The 18917-nt window shown below is 68.5% G+C and carries 12 protein-coding genes; 4 read left to right on the top strand and 8 right to left on the bottom strand.

The window, feature by feature from the left end:
- Positions 1-922 precede the first annotated feature (922 nt).
- The 3 genes from QHF89_RS35305 to QHF89_RS35295 all read right to left on the bottom strand — a co-directional run bounded on the left by QHF89_RS35305 (position 923) and on the right by QHF89_RS35295 (position 3985).
- A complete protein-coding gene (locus tag QHF89_RS35305; RefSeq protein WP_136971713.1) occupies positions 923-1891 on the bottom strand; it encodes a YegS/Rv2252/BmrU family lipid kinase in 969 nt (322 codons plus the stop codon).
- A 110-nt stretch (positions 1892-2001) separates the two neighbouring features.
- A complete protein-coding gene (locus QHF89_RS35300) occupies positions 2002-2259 on the bottom strand; it encodes a hypothetical protein (protein WP_136971712.1) in 258 nt (85 codons plus the stop codon).
- 184 nt (positions 2260-2443) lie between these two features.
- Positions 2444-3985, bottom strand: coding sequence for an alkaline phosphatase family protein (locus QHF89_RS35295; RefSeq protein ID WP_284721334.1), 1542 nt, complete (start codon positions 3983-3985; stop codon positions 2444-2446).
- Positions 3986-4264: 279 nt separating this feature from the next.
- On the opposite strand from QHF89_RS35295, the gene QHF89_RS35290 reads away from it, so the two are divergent.
- Positions 4265-5818, top strand: a complete 1554-nt coding sequence (locus QHF89_RS35290) for a glycoside hydrolase family 30 protein (RefSeq protein WP_284721333.1) — start codon at positions 4265-4267, stop codon at positions 5816-5818.
- Positions 5819-5846: 28 nt separating this feature from the next.
- On the opposite strand, the gene QHF89_RS35285 is transcribed toward QHF89_RS35290, so the two are convergent.
- Entirely contained in the window at positions 5847-7118 is a 1272-nt protein-coding gene (locus tag QHF89_RS35285; protein ID WP_284721332.1) for a hypothetical protein, read from the bottom strand.
- Between the two features lie 67 nt (positions 7119-7185).
- On the opposite strand from QHF89_RS35285, the gene QHF89_RS35280 reads away from it, so the two are divergent.
- Complete coding sequence (locus QHF89_RS35280) at positions 7186-8076, top strand: STAS domain-containing protein (RefSeq protein ID WP_284721331.1); 891 nt, start codon at positions 7186-7188, stop codon at positions 8074-8076.
- A gap of 10 nt (positions 8077-8086) precedes the next feature.
- Here the strand turns inward: QHF89_RS35280 and QHF89_RS35275 are convergent, their stop codons facing one another.
- From QHF89_RS35275 to QHF89_RS35260, 4 genes are all read right to left on the bottom strand, one after another.
- Complete coding sequence (locus QHF89_RS35275; RefSeq protein WP_136971707.1) at positions 8087-8779, bottom strand: hypothetical protein; 693 nt, start codon at positions 8777-8779, stop codon at positions 8087-8089.
- Between the two features lie 114 nt (positions 8780-8893).
- Positions 8894-9919, bottom strand: a complete 1026-nt coding sequence (locus QHF89_RS35270) for a serine hydrolase domain-containing protein (RefSeq protein ID WP_136971706.1) — start codon at positions 9917-9919, stop codon at positions 8894-8896.
- A 12-nt stretch (positions 9920-9931) separates the two neighbouring features.
- On the bottom strand, positions 9932-10816 hold the full coding sequence (locus tag QHF89_RS35265; protein WP_136971705.1) for a helix-turn-helix transcriptional regulator: 885 nt from the start codon (positions 10814-10816) through the stop codon (positions 9932-9934).
- A 194-nt stretch (positions 10817-11010) separates the two neighbouring features.
- On the bottom strand, positions 11011-11727 hold the full coding sequence (locus QHF89_RS35260; RefSeq protein WP_136971704.1) for a hypothetical protein: 717 nt from the start codon (positions 11725-11727) through the stop codon (positions 11011-11013).
- Positions 11728-11881: 154 nt separating this feature from the next.
- Between QHF89_RS35260 and QHF89_RS35255 the strand changes: the two genes are divergently transcribed.
- Together QHF89_RS35255 and QHF89_RS35250 are read left to right on the top strand one after the other, a co-directional pair.
- Complete coding sequence (locus QHF89_RS35255; protein ID WP_136971703.1) at positions 11882-13711, top strand: choice-of-anchor Q domain-containing protein; 1830 nt, start codon at positions 11882-11884, stop codon at positions 13709-13711.
- A gap of 287 nt (positions 13712-13998) precedes the next feature.
- Positions 13999-18876 (top strand): AAA family ATPase, encoded by a 4878-nt coding sequence (locus tag QHF89_RS35250; protein WP_136971702.1) that lies wholly within the window; start codon positions 13999-14001, stop codon positions 18874-18876.
- Positions 18877-18917: the final 41 nt, after the last annotated feature.

Here is an 18917-nt window from a genome sequence, read left to right as displayed (position 1 = left end):
GCCCCGGACCCCGCGGGGGGCTGTCCGCCCCCTCGACCCCGGACCAGCGAGGCGCTGGACCCAGGGTTGAAAAACTGCGCTCCGCGCAGTTTTTCAAACAGGCCGACGAAGAAGCCGGGGTGCCAGCAGAAGCCGCAGCGCGGCTGTCTTGGTGAGGGAACGCCGCCGCCGGTCAAGGCCAGGGATGATCTTGCCTACCAAAGGCCGCAGCGCTGATAGGTCGGCGGCCAACGCCTCGTCGCATGACGTCGTGGCGTGACGCGATGGCCTCACGTTCCAAACAGCACGGCTCCGTCCCTCCACGTGATGGGGTCGTAGGTCTTCGGGCGATGAGCCCATGGTCTCCTGCATCGCGGCCATCTCTCGAAGCCACGAGCCCGCCGCTCCTTCCATCGCCCCCGTTCCTCCAAGGTACGGCCTCGTACCTCCGGAGGCTCGACGGCACGCCCCAGAGACTCGTCCCCGTCCCTCCAAGGCACGGCCTCGTACCTCCGGAGACTCGACGGCACGCCCCAGAGACACGTCCCCGTCCCTCCAAGGCACGGCCTCGTACCTCCGGAGGCTCGACGTCGTCTCTTCGGACACATGCCCCCATCCCTCGCACACACGTCCCCGTCGTCTTTTGGCTCGGCCCCCAAGCTTTGAAGACACGGCCTCATCGATGAACTGCGCATCGCGCAGCTCATCGAACCAACGCCAGCGAACCTCCTCATGGTCTTGCCACCGGCCCGCTGGACGGCCGCGCGCCTGTCTCGGTTGGCAACGTCGCTGCCGGTCTTGACCGGGCCTGTTCGATGAACTGCGCATCGCGCAGTTCATCGAGCTTGGGTCCAGCCCCTGGCTGGTCCGGGGTGGAGGGGGCGGACAGCCCCCTCCTGGGGCCTGGGGCAACGCCCCAGCGAGCCGCCTCCCCCCGAGGCGATCACGCCTCTGACGCTTCGATTTCGACCTTCGCCTCTGGGCTCGTCGGGAGTTTGATCTCGGGGCCGACCTTCGCGGGCTCGGCGGAAGGCGGCGCGAGGACCACGAGGCTTGCCGGCCTGCATTCGATGGCGACGGGGGTCGTGCCTGCTGCCTCGCCGTCGATGAGCAAGTGTTGCGCGGGGTCGGCGAGGATGCGCAGACGGCGGCACGGGAAATACCCGACCTCGTCGCGTGTCGCGGGCTCGCCGCGCGCGGCCGTGAGAAAGAGGTGGATGCCTGTGGCCACGGCTGCGTTGAGCGTGGTGGCTGCGACGACCGTCACGTCGAGCATGCCGTCGTCGCCGACGAGCGCGGAGGGGCCCTGGGCGAGCACCGTGCGGAGCGGCGCCATGTTCGCCACGGTGACGGCCACGGCGCGGCACCGGACGATTTGCTCGTCGGTCTCCAGCTCGACCTCGAACGGCGCGAGCGTGCTGAGCTTGCGCACCGCGGTCGCGACATAGGCGAGCACGCCCCAGCGGTGTTTGTCCTCCGTCGACGTGTCGGCCACCGTGTCGGCGTGGAGGCCGACTGAGGCGTGGAGCACCATGCAGCGATGGTCGACGAGGGCCGTATCGATGACCCGGCGGTGGTCTGCGAGCAGCGTGTCGCACGCGGCGATCGGGTCGCCCGGAATGCCGAGGGCCGCGGCCAGCGAATTTGACGTGCCACAGGGCAGGATCCCGAGCGGCACCTTGCTGCCTGCGAGCACCCCCGCCACGGACGAGACCGTCCCGTCGCCCCCTGCCGCGATCAGCAACTCCGCGCCTGCGTCGAGCGCTTCCCGCGCGCACGCAGACGGGTCGCGGTCGGGGCTCGTCCGCAGGACGTTTAGTTCGAAGCGAGGCGCGAGGATCGCGTGCACGCGGTCGAAGACGTCATCGGCGGCGCTGCCGGCGGCGGCGTTGTAGATGAGGCAGGCTTTCATGGCCCCGGCTTAGCACCTCTCCTCCCTCCTTGGAAAGCGGTACACCCCGGGGCAGCTCGTTTGCCGCGCCCGCGCCCTGGCGGCGCGCCCGGCGCAGAGCCGCGCGCGGCTCAGAAGTCGATGCAGGTGCCGCCGGTGCAGCGCCGGATCAATTGCCAGGCGCCGGACTGGCACTCGTAGGTGCTGGTGACCGTCGTGCTGCCGGGCTTCGTGGTGATGATGTGCGTGGCGCCCTCGTTGGCCGCGGTGCAGGGCGGCAGCGTCTCGGCCTGCTCCGTGAGGGTGGGGTCCTCGACGTCGAGGTCCACGTCTTCCTCGGCATAACAAGCAGCAAGGGCCAGCGCGGCGATCGCGATCAGTCGTTTCATGGGTGCACCTTCATCCCCGTCTGGGGCTGTTCAAGGAAATGCGAGAGCTCTCGCTCCGTCTGCCCGGCTCGGTCTATCAGAGCCCGACCGGCGCGGGGATCGCCGGTTCGCCAACGGGATTCTCGAAATTGCGAGACGGGGTCGATCCCCTCGTACGGAGGGACCCCTCTCCGGGGGGCCGCGCTCAGCGCGATTCGTGGGTCAACGCCTGGAGGCGCGCGTGGAGCTCGGCGGCCGCCTCGGCGTCGTCTACCGCCGCGCGAAATGCGTGCACGTTCATCGGGCGGACGCCGAGGTTGTCGAACGTGACGGCGCCGACGCCTCCTCCCTGCTTGGCGTATCCTTCGGGGACCTCGAAGCGCGGCTTGTCGGTCCTCGCGACGCTCGAGAGCACGCCTTCGAATGTCGGCGCCACGGCGACGCGATGGCCCATTCCTGCCGAGCTGGGATCGACGCCGGCCCACTTCAGCAGCGTGGCGATGAACGCGGTGTGATCGAAATCGTGCGGGGAGCCCTCCGGCGCGCGGAAGACCGTGCCCTTCTGGATGAACGGCGAGACGAGGATCGTCGGTACGCGCACGCCCAGGCGGTCGAATTGGAAGCTGCTCTTGCCGACGATCTCGTCGGGGGACACGGTCTTGGGCGGCGGGACGTGATCCCACGACCCGCCGTGCTCGTCGAAGGTGATGATCAGGAGCATGTTGCTCCACTGGGGGCTGTCCACGAGGGCGTTGTAGAGCGCGTCGAGGGCCGCCTCGGCGGGCCCCACCCACGCGGGCGGGTGGTAATCGTTGCCCTGATAGCCGATCCAATCCCGGTCGTTCAGGGCCTTTCCGCCGCCCCAGTACGGTTCGAGGAAGCAGAAGTCGGGCAGCTCGCCCGCCTTCGCCGCGTCGAGGAACGCCTGCCATTTCTCGATGCGGCCGTTCGGCGCCTCCTTCATCCGCGGGAACCAATGACTCGTGAGCGGCTCCCACTGGTAGACGGGCTCCAGCGTCGAGAGGGGATTCGCCATTTGCCAGTAAAACCCCCAGGTCTTGCCCGCCGCCGCGAGCAGGTTGAACACGGTGTCGGTCGTGGCGAAGGTCTCGACCGTGATTTCCTTGTTGTATTCGGCACCCCGGGAGGTGCCGCAGATCGAGAAGGCGCGGTTCGGGAAGGTCTGCGTCGGCGCCGAGCTGAACCAGCGATCGGAGACCGCGAAGCTCTCGGCGAGCCCGTACATCACGGGCAGCTCGCGGGCCGCGTAGGCGCCCAGGAGCTGCCCGCGCAGGTCGGCGAACTCACTCGGGCAATTGCCGACGAACCCCGACATGGTCGGTGTTCGTTCCCAGAGGGCGACGTCCGGCAATCGAGCGAAGCCGCTCTCGGGCAACCGCCCGTCCTCGTCGGCGTAGAGCTGGTACTTCACGTCCTCCATGGGCTCGTTGGGATCAAACGAGGGCACGCGGCAGGGCTCGCGGAACCCTTCCGTGCCCTCTGCGGGCATGAACGTCCCCCCTTTGTAGCGATTCACCGCGTCGCTCGGGATGCCATCGAAGCGCGGCGAAGAGCCCGGGGGATACACGACGGCCGGCGCGCCGTTGTGGTAAAGCCAGCCGAGCATGGTATCGAGCGAGCGGTTCTCGAGCATGAGCATCACGATCGTCTTGATCTGGCTCATGACCGGCTCGATCCGTCGCAGCCCTGGTTCAGCGCCCGCGGCCGTCGTGTCTGTCGTCGTCATGATGGTCCTCTTTCCTCCCAGGCCCCGACGAGGAGAAGCACGAGCCATCCTTGATGACAAGGCCTTCGCTTGAAGCTCGTTCACGCGCCAGGCCGAGCGGAGTTTCGCAGCATCGGCGTATTGGAAAGTTTCACCGGATCCTGAACCGCGCCCGCGTCGACGCCACGTCTCGATGCGCTTCGCGATGCGGGGGTGGAACGGCGAAAAGTCCCCCTGACGTTTATCGGCGGATGATAGAGTGGCGCAGCTTTTTACGACGGAGGCTGTGTCATGCGTTCGATGAGCCATTTTATCTTGGCGTCGCTTCTCGTTCTCGCCGCTGCGTGCTCGGGGGGCGGCGGCGACAGCGGCTCTGCGGCGGGGGAGGCCGGCGGCGGAGGCGGAAGTGCAGGGAACGGCGGCGGCGGCCCGGGGAGCGGCGGCTCCGGCGCCGGCGGCGGCGGCGCGCTCGGCGGATCCTTCCGGCATGGGATCAATGCCGGCCACCGCCACCCCACCTGGAGCGACCCGGAGCTCGCGAAGCTCGCGCGCGAGGCCGGCGCGGACAGCCAGCGGATCTCGCTCCCCGAGCAGCATTTGGAGACGTGGGGGTACGAGATCGAGGTCGAGGACATCAAGCAATACGCGGCGCTCGGCATGTCGAACCACGTCGCCTTCCTGACGACCCCCACGGCCGAACATTCGACGGCGCCCGCGGGCACGCCGAACTGGCAGGTTGCCGAATACATCCCGAAAAACCTGTATCAACCCGTGTTCCTCGCGAACGGCGAGATCAACCCCGAGAACTACTGGGGCGCGTATGTGTACAAGACGGTGAGCACGTACAAGGACTGGGTGAAGGTGTGGGAGGTGTGGAACGAGCCTGATTGGGTCGCCGACTGGCAGGTGACGGTCGACTGGGACAAGAACCCGCCCACGAAGGACGAGCTGCCGCGCTTTCATGGCTCGATCTTCGATTACGTTCGCATGCTGCGCGTGTCGCGCGAGGCAGCGCTCAAGGCCGATCCGGACGCGAAGATCGCGCTCGGCGGGATCGGGTACCCGAATTTCCTCTCGGCCGTGCTCCGGTATACCGACAACCCCGAGGGCGGCGCCGTTTCCGCCGAGTACCCCGAGAAGGGCGCGACGTACTTCGACGTCCTCAGCTTTCATTATTATCCGGTCTTCAGCCCGGGCAGCTCGGACGTCGGCGTGAAGGGCCTCGTCGATTCCAGGAACACGCTGGCGAAGGTCCTCGACGCCGCGGGGGTCGGCGGCAAGTCGTGGGTGGTGACGGAGAGCGGGGCGCCGCACGAGCTCATCGGCGCAGGCCCGGGCGGGGTGGACTACGCGAAAAACTACATCCTCAAGGTGATGACCACCGCGCAGGCCGAGGGGATCGGCGGCATCGATTGGTATCTCCTGACCGACAGCGCGGAGATCGGCGCGAGCACGAGCTCCTTCGACTACATGGGCCTCTATTACGATGTCCTGAAGCTCGGCACGCCGGCCGAGGCAAAGATCACGGATACGGGCATCGCGTATCGAACGCACGGGCAGCTCCTCGCGGGCGCCGCGTTCGACGCCGGCGCGACGGAGGCGCTCGCGCTGCCGGAGGCGGTCGGCGGCGCGGCGTTCAAGCTCGCGAATGGGAAAGCGGCCTTCGTCCTGTGGGCGAAGACGAGCGGCACCAACGAGGAGGCGAGCGCGACGTATTCGCTCGCCGCCTCCGGGCCGGTCAAGGCGTATGCGTGGGACCACGGCAAGACCGGCGCGGCCACGGATCTCGCGCCGGAGGGGGGGAGCCTTTCGCTCTCGCTCACGGACACGCCGCAGATCTTCATCGCGCAATAGGCCCCGCCACGCCCGTCCGCTCGCATCCTCACCGACAAGCCTTCTCCGCCGCCTCTTTCCCGCGCTCTCCCTCGATCATCTCGCGCGCCCCTTTTTCCATCGACAGGCACTCGCGCAGGGTCTCGGGCATCAGCCCGTCGTAGCCGTACGGCAATGCGCTCACGCACCGGCTTGCCCGCGCGCACGCCTCCTCCAGCGCTGGCAATGCGGCCGTCTCTGCGAGCGCCGCCTCCGCCTCCGGCCCCGCGAGCCGCTCGAGCCACGCCGAGAACCCTCCGCGTTGGAGAATGATCTCGGGCTTCTCTTGGCGGAGCTCCATCAGCTCGCGCACGGCCTCGTTCCTGAAGACGATCTTCTCGGACGTCGACGACCACCGCGCCGGCCATGCGTCCCAGGGTTCGCCGACCGGCTTCATGAAAGCTTGGCCCTCGGTGAAGCAATACAGCGTGCCCACCCCAAATCCCTCCGGCTCGCGTGGCCCTCCCGGCGCCCTCACCCGGAAGCAGCCCGCGAGCGCGGCCGGAAGCGGCGCCTGGGACCATTGCGGAGGCGACGGAGCGGGCGGCCGGAGGCGCTGGGCTTCCCGCAGTCGCCCGCAGAACCCCCCGCGCGTCTGATCTCGCTCGCAAATCTCCACGAGGATCTCGAGCTCGTCGCACGCGGTCTGCGCTCCCCGCGCGCACGCCTCGCCGAGCGTCTCGACGCCCCGCACCTCCGTGCGCGGATCGAACGAGAGCCCCGATCCATACATCCAGCACCCGCACCTCGGGTCTCGCCCGCAGGCTTCCGCGAGCCTGGCCTCGATCCGCGCGCGATCGTCGGTGGTCGCCTCCTTTTGCTGGGCGAGCGTGAGGCAACCCCAGGCGAACCCCTTTTCACACGTCATGCGCAGGAGCTCCATGCCCCGCTCCGGCTTGCCCCCCTCGTTCGGGTGCTTCTTGTGCCACTCCGCGAGCGCCACGCAGGCCGCCATGTCTCCATCGCCGCAGGCCGCCTCGCACGCCTCGGGGCCCGTGCTCGCACAATCGTCGCTCTTGAGCGGGCACTCCACGACCTCGACGCCGGGCCGCGGGCGAAAGGGAATGCTCTTCTCGGCGGCGGTTGCTTTCGTGACGGGAGGCGGCGTCCCCCCGCCGCACGCTGCCGCGAGGCCCCCGAGCGCGAGGGCGAGCTGCACGGTTCCACGGAGCGGCGCGATGGGCTTCACGGGATCCTTGTATCGTTCCAGGGGGGAAACGTCGAGCGTCGGGGGCACGCCCGCGCGTTCGCGTGGCGGGATCTCCCGCACCTTTTCTGTCATCGAAGTCTTGTGTATCGCCTCACCGCCGATCTATGCTGAACCACTTGCTCAAGGGGAGGGCACGAGCATGTATAGTCATGCGATCACGGTCTCGGACGCCGAGAACCATCGTTTGTTCGATCCGACGCGCGCCGCGCTGGAGCAGCGTATCTCCGAGCTCGAAGACAAGCTCGATGCGGCCGAGCATGGGCAGCGCCTCGAAGCGGAGCGCTTTCGGCTGACGGTCGACGGCGCTCCCATCGGGATGGCCCTCGTCGGGCTCGATGGCACCTTCATTCGCGCCAACCACGCGCTCGGCGAGCTTTTTGGCTTCGCGCCCGAGGAGCTCGTGAAGGTGCGCTTCCAGGACCTCACGCATCCGCAGGACCTGCAGAGCGACCTCGACCTCGTCGGCAGCGTGCTCCGGGGCGAGATCGCGCGTTACGAGCTGCGCAAGCGATACTTCCGCAGGGACGGCGGCGTCATCCACGCCGATCTGCACGTCTCCATGGTGCGCGACGGGCGCGGCGAGCCGCTCCATTTCATCTCGCAGATCCTCGACGTCACCGAGAAGCTGCGCGCGGAGGAGACCCTGCGCGCGCGGCTCGCCGAACTCTCCACGCCCCTCATTCCCATTCGTGATGACGTCATGGTGATGCCGCTCATCGGCGCGATCGACGCCGAGCGCGCGGAGCGGGTGCTCACGACCCTGCTCGCAGGCGTGAGCAAGACCGGCGCGCGTGTCGCGATCGTCGACGTGACGGGCGTCGCCGCGGTGAACGAGCAGGTGGCGAGCGCCCTGTTACGCGCCGCGCAAGCCGTGCGGCTGCTCGGAACGCGCATGATCCTGAGCGGCATTGGACCCGAGGTGGCGCGCACGCTGATCTCCATCGGCGCCGACCTGTCCGGCATCATCACCTGCGGGAACCTGCAAGCGGCCGTCGCGCAAGCCGTCAAGCTCACGCGTCAGAGCAGCTAGCCCCGGAAGCTCAATCGGTCGGTCGCTCGCACTCGAAGACGTGCCCCCAGCGTGGATCGAGTGATAACCAGATCAGCGACGAGGAGGGGGAGAAGTTCCCTGTGCCCAACGGAAGCGCGCCTTCCCAGACGCGCTCCTGGATGCATCCGTCGAGGCCGAGGTCCGCGGGGGTGGCGGCGAAGGTCGATCCGTCGGGGCACACGAGCGTGAGGGGCAGGCCCGACGTGAATGAAATCGCGGCGCCGGTCGGACCTTCGAGGACGTGTCGCCGGGGGGCGTCCGGCTTCGACGGCCCCGTCTCCGGGCCCGTGTCGTGATAACGGAAGCAGGTCTTGTTCGCGACGCGCACCTCGACGTCGAGGACCCAGGGGCTCCCTTTGGGCGCCTCGGGCCGAAACAAGACCTCCGCGTTCGGGGCCGTGCAGGTCTTGCCGTCGCGCGCGAGCATGCCTCCGATCGGCAGAGGGCCGAGGCAGGCGTGGATCTCGCGCTTCATCGTTTGCCAGCAGTTGTCCGTCTCGCGGAGCCATCCGCAATCGAGCGGCTTCGGGGGGTCGGTCGGGGTCGAAGGCGCGGATGCAGCGTCGGGCGGCGTGTGTGACGCGGGCGGCGCGCCCTGCGGAGCGGCGTCACGCGCGCAGCCGGGCAGGGAAGGGGTGAGCCCGAGGAGCGTGACGAGGAGGGCTTTCGAATGCGGATGCATGGGGGGGCGTGGCGCCTGAGGGGAGCGCGGGGCGGGGGTCTGCAAGAGGTTGGCAGTCCAGCTCCTTGTGCACGGCCTGGATGGATCTGCGCAAGATTTGGGAGCGGATGCCGCTCACCGCCCGCACGCCAGCATCGGGAGGATCGCGTCCTCGATCAGGTGTGTCGTCTGCTGGTGCATGCCGCGCATGTTGTAGTTCGTGCGGGTCACCACGACCGCCGCGTCGAGCGCCGGGAACATCACCACCGCGTTGCCGCCGTTGCCGCCCATGAACCAGCCCGTCTGCGCGCCACACGGCGTCTGGTACGCGCGCGTCCAGAACAGGTAGCCATAGTGCTGTTCGGGCATCGCCTCGCGTTGCACCGTCACCGCCGCGTCGACGAAGGCCGCGGGCACGACCTGCGCCTCGCCCGCCCGGCCGTGCGCAAGAACGAGCCGCGCGAGCGCCGCGAGGTCGCGCGTGCGCAGCCGCAGCCCCCCGCCCGTCATGATCTCGCCGGTCGGCGATTTCGAGAACTCCCAGCGCGTGATCCCGAGCGGCGCGAACAGGTGCTCCGCCATGAAGCGGTCGATCGGCTGGTGCGCGGCGCGCTGGACGATCTGGCCGAGCAGGAACACCCCCGCGGTGCAGTAGTGCCACGGCCCGCGCCCGCTCGCGTCACGCTGGTAGTCCGCGCGCACCGGCAGGTCGACCGCCCAGCGCGCCCATGCCTGCTTCGGGTACATCTTCTCCTCATTGCCGGGCGATGCCTCGTCGTCGTCGTTGCAATCGAGCGCCGACGACATCGTCAACAGGTCCTCGATCGTAATCGCCGCCTTGCCCGGCTCGTCATGCGTGAACGGCGCGAGGTCCGCCAGGTACGTGAACGCCGGCGCGTCGAGCCCCGGCAGCGCGTGGCGCTCGATGGCGATCCCGACCGCGAGTGCGGTCAACGATTTCGTCGCCGAGCGCGTGTCGTGCAGCGTCTCCGGCGTCGCGCCGGCGAAGTATCGCTCGTACTCCACCTGACCGCCGCGCGTGACGAGCACGCTCGTTGTCTTCGGCGCGTCACCACGCGCGAGCGCCCCGGCGATGCCGTCGTAACGCGCCGGGCTGGCGCCACATCCCCACAGAAACAAGGCGATGAGCAAGATCCACATGCCCTCGCCATGTCATGTCGTGCCCTCCGCATCTTGTACGCGCGAAACCTCGTGCTCCGCCTGCGGGACGGTCCTCGGGGATCCGGCCAGGCCTCGGTACTGCCGGCGGTACGCGCCCGGGCTCGTCGCGAACGTGCGCGCGAACGTGCGCGTCATGTGGCTCTGGTCGACGAAGCCGCACGCCGTCGCGATCTCCGCGAGAGGCCGCCCGGTCGTGCGCACCAGTTGCGCCGCGCGCTCGATCCGGCAGCGCCGCACGTACTCGCCCGGCGTGCAGCCAAAAAACCGACGGAACATGCGCGCGAGGTAGACCGGGTGCACCCCCGCCGCTGCCGCGACCTCCGCCATCGTCAGCTCGTCGCGCGACCGATCGTGCAGCACCTCGCGTGCCCGCGCGAGCCAGCGCGGCGGCCGCCGCTCCACCGCATGCGCGCGGCTGAACGCGCCGACCAGCTCCAGGCACAACGCCTCGAGCGCCAGCGTGTCGCCCCCTTGTGCTGCGGACGCCGCGATCCGGTGCGCGATCGCGAGGGCCCCCGGCTCCCACATGCGGATCGCCGCCTCGCTCGGCGCCGCCACCTCCGCCGCCTCCGCGAACCGCGCCGCCGACACGGACACGCCCGCAAACCGGCCGCAGTGCTCCGGGAACGTGTCCTCGTGCGTCGTCCCTGGCGGGTTGTAGATCAGCGCGGGCTCCGCGTGCAGGTGCCCCGCACCACGCGCCGACGACAGATAGTGGCCGTCGAGCAGCAAGATGAAGTGCGCATCCTCGTGCGTGTGACGCGCGACCTGCCGCGCTGGATCCGCTGTCGCGATCGAGAGCGAGAAGCCCGCGACGTCGCGGCGCACCTCGCGCATACCGAAGAACTCACCGTGCTGCAGCGTCGGCTGGGCCACCAATTCAGGATCCGATATCGGGCGTGTATTGAATCCAAACGGGCGGAACAGCAAGCACAATCGCCCCGCCCCCCAGCATCGCCACGACGGCGTTTCCACCCGCGGCGACGCGGGCGTTCAAGACGCGGGCCGCATCACGCAGCCGCTCGGGTCCTTCCGGGGCCAGCTTCGGGGAGGGTGACGTACAGGCAGGTTCAGGGGGCGGCCGGCGTCACGCACACCGAGACGGTCATGCCGCAGGCGTTGCAGGGCTGGTTGTGGCAGGGATTGATGCTCACCTCCTGGCACGTGCCGCCGGAGATGGGGCAATCGAAGTCGCCGCTGCAATCCGTCACGGCGAAGCAGCCCGCCTCCGGGAGGGCCGGCATCCCGCAGCCCGGGACGAGCCAGCGGCAACCTGCGTCCGCGCCGCACTCCGTCTCGTTCTTGTAGGAAACACAAGAATCGGGGGGCGGGGGATTGCAGGTCGATATGCCCTCGGTGGTCCAGACCGTGCCATCACACGAGGCCGTCTGCTCCTGCGGGCCGCAGCCGTAATCGACGGTGTAGCTGCACGTGGTCACGTAGCTGCAAAGGGCTCCCGACGCCGGCGCCTCGGGCGGGCATGGGTCGACGGGGGGCGGATTGCACCCGCTCGTCATGTGCCATGACCCCTCTTCGCAAAAATACACCTCCACGCATCCGCTGTTGTACTCGCACGAGAGCGGCTCGGTGCACGGCGTGTTCGTGTCCGGCGGCGTCGCGGGGCACTCGGGCGTCTCGACAGGAGGCGGGTTTTCGGACTCGGTGGGAGGCGGGTTCGACGTGACGGTGGTGATACACCCAGGCAACAACACGACGGCGGTCGCGGCCTGGGCGACGGTGACGACAAAAGGCTTTCGGCGGGGCTTCTGCTTGCGGGGAAAAGACATGGTTTTCCTCTCCGGAGATGGCTCAGCATGGCGCAACCAGGCGCCAGGAGCGGTCAGGATTCCTTGAACTTGCAACAATCGTGCACGGGCGCGCGACCTCTTGGCGTATGCTCGTGTCGGCGGCGGGAGGCGAATGAAAAAGTGGAGGATTCGAATGCGTATACACCTCTTGTGGAGCATCGGTTTGGCACTGCTCATCGGGGTCGGGTGCGACGGCGCTCCGAACCCTGATGCAACGAGCGGAGGTGGCGACGGAGGTTCGGGAAATGGCGGCGGAGGCAGCGGAGGCAGCGGAGGACCGTCGGACGATCACGATCCGCCAACCGCGATTTTCGCTCCGGCCCTGCCGGCGTACTGGTATGTCGACGCGGTGCCGCTCTCGGCCGGCGTCGCCGGCGACGACGTCACCCACTACCGTTATGCCATCGACGACGGCGCCTTCAGCGACGAGCAGCCGGTGGCAACGCCGATCTCGATCCCCTCCGTCGCGGCCGGCAAGCGCACGCTGAAGATCATCGGGCGTGACGCGGCCGGCAACTGGCAGGACACGCCGACCCAGGCGAGCTTCCACATGGCCACGACGGGCCCGGAACCGACGGCGTGCAAGCTCGTGGCCGACGGCGGCACGTGCGACTTCCTCCTCACGACCTCGAGCGGCTTCTACGCGACCCCCAAGCACTTTTACGACGCGAACGGTGACGGCAACCCCGACTACGAGAAGCTCCTCGACATCAAGCCAGGCTCGAAGGTCTGCCTCCAGGCCGGCGCCTACGACACCCTGAACATCCGCGGCTTCGAGGGCAGCCCGGAGGCGCCCGTCACCCTCGTGAACTGCGGCGGTCGGGTCGACTTCGCGCACAGCCACGCCAATGCGGCCCTGGCCGTGCTCGAGTCACGTTACGTGCGCATCGTGGGCGTCGGAGCCGCGGCGGAGCCGTATGGGATCACCCTTGCCACCTCGGGCAACCAGGGCGCGAACGGCCTCGAGATCACCGACGGGTCGTCCGACATCGAGGTCGCCTTCGTCGAGGTCAAGAGCGCAGCATACGCGGGAATCGTGGCCCGCACGAACGTGAGCTGCAAGTGGCACCGCGAATCCTTCGTGCAAGAGAACACCTTCCTCCACCATAACAACGTGCACGATACCGGAGGCGAAGGGTTCTACATCGGCGGCTCGCATTGGGGCGCTCTGGAGCTGGTCGAGAACGGCAATGCCCAGTGCGGCGTCAACGCCGGCAATGGCACCATGGTGTGCGAGAACGACTGCAAGTTCGAGCCCGAGCTGCACGGGGTTCGGATTTACGCGAACCGGGTGGAGAGCACCGCCGCCGACGGCATTCAGGTCGGCAGTGCATGGTCGGACCATGACGGCGCGGTCGATTACGACACCGAGGTCTACGACAACGTCGTGATTGACGGGGCCACCGGCGACAGCCCCTACAACTCGGGCGCCCTCGACATCAACCCCGGGACTTCGGGCCGGGTGTACCGCAACTTCGTCCGTGGCACCGACGCTTATGCGGGCCTGTTCATCGCGGGCCCGGGCCACATCGACGTCTCCAACAACGTCGTCGTCACCGCGACGGACGTGGGCCTGGTGATCCAGGACAATGACGCGGGCGCGAAGAACGGGCCGTTCCGCATTCTCAACAACACGATCATCAACGACGGCCCCTACGGCATCTACATGTACCACACGCACAGCCAGGGGAACCTCTGCCACAACAACCTGCTCCTGCGCGCGTCCGAGGCCATCCACCTGCTCAACGCCAGCGTCGACTGGAAGGCGTCGAACAACGTCACGACGGGCAGCCTCGAGAGCCACTTCGTGAACGCGGGCAAGGATGACTATCACCTCCTCTCGACGTCGAGCGCGGTCGACGCCGGGACCGACGTGTCCAGCCTGGGCCTCACCACCGACTTCGACAGGCTGCCCCGCGAGGTCGGCCCGTACGACGTCGGAGCCTTCGAATACAGGCCGTAAGCGCATTGCCGGTCACCTCCGACACGTCGAGGGCGTAGACCCCCGCTCCCGCTTCCGCTCCCGCTCCCGCTTCCGCTCCCGCTCCCGCTCCCGCTCCCGCTCCCGCTTTTGCGTCGAGGTAGATTGATCCGCCGGAGCCCGACGGCAAACGTGCCGGGCAGGTGTCGACGTGCCAACCCATCCTGCGTGCTCGCGCCTGCACGTTCGCCGCGATGATTGACGCGGATTCCAAGCGGCGTATAGCCTGGTGGTTCGGTGACGAGGGGGGTGGCATGTGAGGCATCGACATGACCCGGCTGGAAGACGTGACGATCACAGAAGAACTCGCGAGGACCGCGAGGTCACGGCTGTTTCGTGGTCGCAGGGAGAGCGACGGCCTTCCGGTGCGCGTGAAGGTGCTCCGCGCCGAGTCCAATCGCGTCGCTGACGTCGCCAGCTTCAAGCACGACTATCAACGCCTGTCGCGCCTGCGCGACCCTGGCGTGGTGCGCGTGCACGGCTTCGAGCCGACCGGCGAGGGCATGGCCTTGGTCCTCGCCGAGGTCGAGGGCGAGCCCCTGTCAGCCCGCCTGACGTCGCCCGCGGGCGCGCGCGCTCTCCTGGACCTCGCCATCCCGCTCACCACGGCGCTCGGCGCGATCCACGCGGCCGGCGTCGTGCACCGGGGGCTTTCGGCGGCGAGCATCGTCGTCGACGCGAGCGGCCGCCCCACCATCGCGAGCTTCGGCGCGGATGCGGCGCTGAGTCGCGAACATGACGCACTTTACGAACCGCATTTCGTCGTCGAGACCCTGCCCTTCTTCGCCCCCGAGCAGACCGGGCGCATGAACCGCGGCGTCGACGAGCGCTCCGACCTCTATTCGCTGGGCGTCATCTTCTATGCGCTCCTCACCGGGCAATTGCCATTTCGATCCCGGGACCCGCTGGAGCTCATCCACGCGCACCTCGCCCTCGCGCCCGAGCGGCCTTCCAAGATCGCTCTCGACGTGCCGCCGCCGCTCGAGGCGATCGTGCTGAGGCTGCTCGAAAAGAACCCCGAGGATCGCTACCAGAGCACGAAGAGCCTCCTCGCCGACCTCGAGGCTTGCCGGCAGCGGCTCCGCCCCGAGGGTGGCATCGACGAATTCCCGCTCGGAGCGCTGCACGAAAACGCCCTCCTGCTGCTCCGGAACAAGCTCTACGGGCGCGAGAACGACGTCGCGGAGCTCGTCGCGTCCTTCGAGCGGGTGCTCGGCCAGGCGCGCGAGATCGTGCTCGTCTCGGGCTACTCGGGCGTCGGGAAGTCCTCGCTGGTCGCGGAGATCTTGAAGCCGCTCGCGCGGGCCAGGGGCTATTACATCACGGGCAAGTACGACCAGTTGAACCGCGAGGCGCCCTACAGCGCCATCCTCCAGGCTTTCGACGGGCTCGTCCGGACCATCCTATGCGAGAGCGAGGGACGCGTGCGCGCGTGGAAAGAGGCGCTCCTCGCCGCGCTCGGCCCGAACGCGCCCGTCGTCTGCGAGGTGCTCCCCTCGCTCGCGCACGTCCTCGGCGATCTGCCGCCCGCGCCGGCCCTCGGGCCCCTCGAGGCCCAGAATCGATTCACCCTCGCGATGCGGAGGTTCGTCTCGGTATTCGCCCGGCGCGCTCATCCGCTGGTGCTCTTCCTCGACGACCTGCAATGGACCGACGCGGCGAGCCTGCGCCTGCTTACCACGCTCCTGCTCGACGACAGCATCGAGGCTCTCTTCTTCACGGGCGCTTACCGCGACAACGAGGTGAATGTCGCGCACCCGCTCCGCACGACACTCGCGGAGCTGCGAAAGGGCGGCCTCGGCCTGCGGGAGATCGTGCTCGGCCCGCTCCGGATCGAGCACGTGAAAGAGCTGCTCGCGGACAGCCTGCGCGCGCCGAGCCCCGAGGGCGCGGCCGAGCTCGTGCTGCAAAAGACAGGAGGCAATCCATTTTTCGTGCGTCAGCTCTTGCGGTCGCTCCACGAAAAGGGGGCCCTCGAGCCCGGACCGGACGGATCGCTCGGCTGGAGCTCGCTCGAGGCGATCACCACGATGCCACACATGGCCAATGTGGTGGACTTGATGCTCGACGCGATCCGGCACCTGCCCCGGGTCACGCAGGAGGCGCTGGAGATCGGCGCCGCCATTGGCAGCCCGTTCGAGCTCCGCACGCTCAGCATCGTCACCGCATGCGCGCCGGAGGAGGCCTACGGCCGCCTCGCCCCGGCCCTCGAGGCAGGGCTCGTGGCGCGCGCCGGCGAGTTCTACCGTTTCACCCACGACAAGATCCAGGAGGCTGCCTATGCGATGCTCGCCGAGGACGAGCGGGCCGCGCTCCACCTGCGCATCGGGCGCCTCTTTTCGAAGAAGAGCGACGCGCAGAGCCTGTTCGACGCCACGGGCCACCTGAACAGCGCGCGCGCGCTGGTGCAGGAGGCCGCGGAGCTCCTCGCGCTCTGCAAAATGAACCTGGCTGCCGCCGAGCGTGCCGAGGGGGCCGCCGCGTTCCCAGCCGCTCTCCGCTACCTCGAGCACGGCATCGTCCTGCTCCCCGCGGACGCCTGGGACGCCCATTACGATCTCGCGCTCCGTTATTTCATGAAGAAGGGCGAGATGGAGGCCCTGTGCGAGCGTCACGCGCAGGCGCGGGAGACGCTCGGCCAGGCCTTCACGCACGCCCGGAGCCGCCTCGAGCGCACCCAGGTCCGGCGGCTCGTGATGAACGCCCACGTCTTGACGAACGATCTCCTCGCCGCCCTCGATGAGGGCCTCGCCGCGCTCGAGCCCTTCGGCATTCATCTGCCGCGCTTTCCGAGCGATGAGGCGAGCAGCGCCGAGCTCGACGCGACGCTCGCCGCGCTCGAGGGCCGCCCCATCGATTCGCTGGTCGAGCTGCCGCTCCTTTCGGATCCCGAGATCATGGTCCTCCAGGACGTGCTCGAGGACATGCTCTCGCCTTGCTACTTCGTCTCGCCGAACAACCACGCGATCACGGTGGCGAAGATGGTGCAGCAGGCGCTCGCGCACGGGCTGTCGAAGCACACGATCTATGCGTTCGTGAATTTCGGGATGTTCCTCTGCGTGCGGGGGGACATCGAGCTCGGCTACCAGTTCGGAAAGCTCGCGGTGCGGGTGAGCGAGCGTTATCCGGAGAAGAAATCCGAATCGATGCTCTGCAACATGTGGGGCGCGTTCGTGCAGCACTGGAAGGAGCCCTATTCGAAGTACAAGGAGAACTTCCCGCGGGGCGTGCACGTGGGCCTCGAGACGGGCCAGTACGTCTGGGCCTTTTACAATGCGACGAACATCCCCACGAACAGCCTGCTGCGGGGCGCGCGCCTCGAGGAGGTCGTCGAGGAGGCGGCGGCGCTCGCGCCGGTGTGCAAGCTCGACATCTCCGGCGGCTTCACCTGGATCGTGAACGCCGCTGCCCAGATCGCGCAGAACCTTTCCACTCCGTCCGCGCGCAGCGACAGGCTGGTGGGGGATTGGCTCGACATCGACGCCGTCCGGAGCACGGCGACCGCGATGGGCAACCGCGCCGTGCTGTTCTTCGCGGATAACTTCGCCATCATGCACGACGTCTTCCAGGGCCGTTACGCCGAGGCGGCGGAGGTGGCCCTCGGGGCCGAGCCCGACATCCCCTCGGTCAAGAGCTGGCACGTGAGCGTCGTCTATCACTTCTATGCCTCCCTGGCGCTGCTGCTGGCCGCGGAAGAGGCCACGCCCGAGGTGCGCGCGAGAAACCTGGCCCGCGCCGAGGCCTCCGCCGAAAAGCTCTCTTGCTGGGCCGATCTGTGCCCGGACAACCACCGGCACCGCGCGCTCCTCTTGCGCGCCGAGATTGCCCGGGCCCGCGGCGAGCGCCTTTCGGCCGTCGATCTCTACGATGAGGGCATCGCGGCGGCGGCCGCGGGGGGGTTCGTGCAGGACGAGGCGCTCGGCAACGAGCTGTGCGCGCGTTATCACCTGCGCCTTGGAAAGCCGAAGATCGCGCGCACGTACCTCCACGAGGCGCACGCGCTCTACGGTCAATGGGGGGCGGCCGTGGTGACGGAGCGCCTCGAAAAGAGCTTCTTCGCGCTCATGCCGCGCGCCGCCCACGGCCCGCACGTGGGCGCCAACGCAGGGGCGGAGGACGGGAACGCGCGGGCGCTCGACGTGCACGCGGCCATCAAGGCCATGCAGGCCATCTCCGGCGAGGTGGTGCTCTCGCGCCTGCTCTCGAGGCTCTTGCGGATCGCCCTCGAGAGCGCCGGGGCGACGCGGGGCATTTTGATCCTCAAAGAGAATGACGATCTCTTGATCCAGGCCGAGGAAGAGCTCCAGGGCGGAAAGGTCACCCTGCTTGCGGGCGTGCCCCTGGATACGCGCGAGGATTTGCCCACGGGAATCGTGCATTACGTGGCGCGGACGGGCGAGAGCATGGTCCTCGGGGACGCGGCGAACGCGGAGCCGTTCTCCGGCGATCGCTGGCTCGCGCAGGGCAAGGCGCGGTCGCTCCTGGCGGCGCCGGTGGGCAAGCGCGGGCAGATCGTGGGGGTGCTCTATCTCGAGAACGAGCTCGCCGCCTTCGCATTCACGCCCGATCGCGTGGAGCTCTTGCGGATGCTCTCCACGCAGATGGCGATATCCATCGAGAATGCGCTGCTCTACGCGAGCCTGGAGCGCAAGGTGGAGGACCGGACCCGGGCGCTCGAGGAGGCGCATGCGGAGATCGTGACCTTGAGCGACGAGCGCGAGCGCAGCCAGGCGGAGATGCTCGAGCACAGCCATGCCCTCATTGCGCGCCAGGAAGAGCTCATCCGGGCACTCTCGACGCCCATCCTCCAGGTCTGGGACGGGGTCCTGGCATTGCCCCTCATCGGCGCGCTCGACGGCCCGCGGGCCGCGGAGATCACCGAGCGGCTGCTTTCGCGTGTGGCGAGCTCGGCGACGCGCTTCGCGATCATCGACGTGACCGGCGTGGACACGCTGGATGGGCAGGCGGCCGAATTGCTGGTGCGCATTGGGCGCGCCGTGGAGCTGCTCGGCGCGCGGACGCTCATCACCGGGCTGCACGCGAGCGCCGCCCGCACGCTGGTCTCCCACTGCGTCGATCTGCGCGGGATCGAGACGCGCGCCAACCTGCGCGACGGGTTGCGGCTCTGCCTCCGGCGCCTTGCCTGAACTGCCTGCGAGGAGCCGGTCTCCTGTCTCCTCCGCGGGGC

This window comes from Polyangium sorediatum (assembly GCF_029946465.1).
Classification (GTDB): Bacteria; Myxococcota_A; Polyangia; order Polyangiales; family Polyangiaceae; genus Polyangium; species Polyangium fumosum.
The sequence above is the reverse complement of the archived record's forward strand: the minus strand, read 5'-3'. Positions and strand labels throughout refer to the sequence as shown.

What these genes read in the sequence shown, in the direction of transcription:
- QHF89_RS35300 (WP_136971712.1), bottom strand. Translation starts at nt 2,259, where the DNA reads ATGAAACGACTGATCGCGATCGCCGCGCTGGCCCTTGCTGCTTGTTAT.
- QHF89_RS35260 (WP_136971704.1), bottom strand. Translation starts at nt 11,727, where the DNA reads ATGTCTTTTCCCCGCAAGCAGAAGCCCCGCCGAAAGCCTTTTGTCGTC.
- QHF89_RS35255 (WP_136971703.1), top strand. Translation starts at nt 11,882, where the DNA reads ATGCGTATACACCTCTTGTGGAGCATCGGTTTGGCACTGCTCATCGGG.
- QHF89_RS35270 (WP_136971706.1), bottom strand. Translation starts at nt 9,919, where the DNA reads ATGTGGATCTTGCTCATCGCCTTGTTTCTGTGGGGATGTGGCGCCAGC.
- QHF89_RS35275 (WP_136971707.1), bottom strand. Translation starts at nt 8,779, where the DNA reads ATGCATCCGCATTCGAAAGCCCTCCTCGTCACGCTCCTCGGGCTCACC.
- QHF89_RS35305 (WP_136971713.1), bottom strand. Translation starts at nt 1,891, where the DNA reads ATGAAAGCCTGCCTCATCTACAACGCCGCCGCCGGCAGCGCCGCCGAT.
- QHF89_RS35285 (WP_284721332.1), bottom strand. Translation starts at nt 7,118, where the DNA reads ATGACAGAAAAGGTGCGGGAGATCCCGCCACGCGAACGCGCGGGCGTG.
- QHF89_RS35250 (WP_136971702.1), top strand. Translation starts at nt 13,999, where the DNA reads ATGACCCGGCTGGAAGACGTGACGATCACAGAAGAACTCGCGAGGACC.
- QHF89_RS35290 (WP_284721333.1), top strand. Translation starts at nt 4,265, where the DNA reads ATGAGCCATTTTATCTTGGCGTCGCTTCTCGTTCTCGCCGCTGCGTGC.
- QHF89_RS35295 (WP_284721334.1), bottom strand. Translation starts at nt 3,985, where the DNA reads ATGACGACGACAGACACGACGGCCGCGGGCGCTGAACCAGGGCTGCGA.
- QHF89_RS35280 (WP_284721331.1), top strand. Translation starts at nt 7,186, where the DNA reads ATGTATAGTCATGCGATCACGGTCTCGGACGCCGAGAACCATCGTTTG.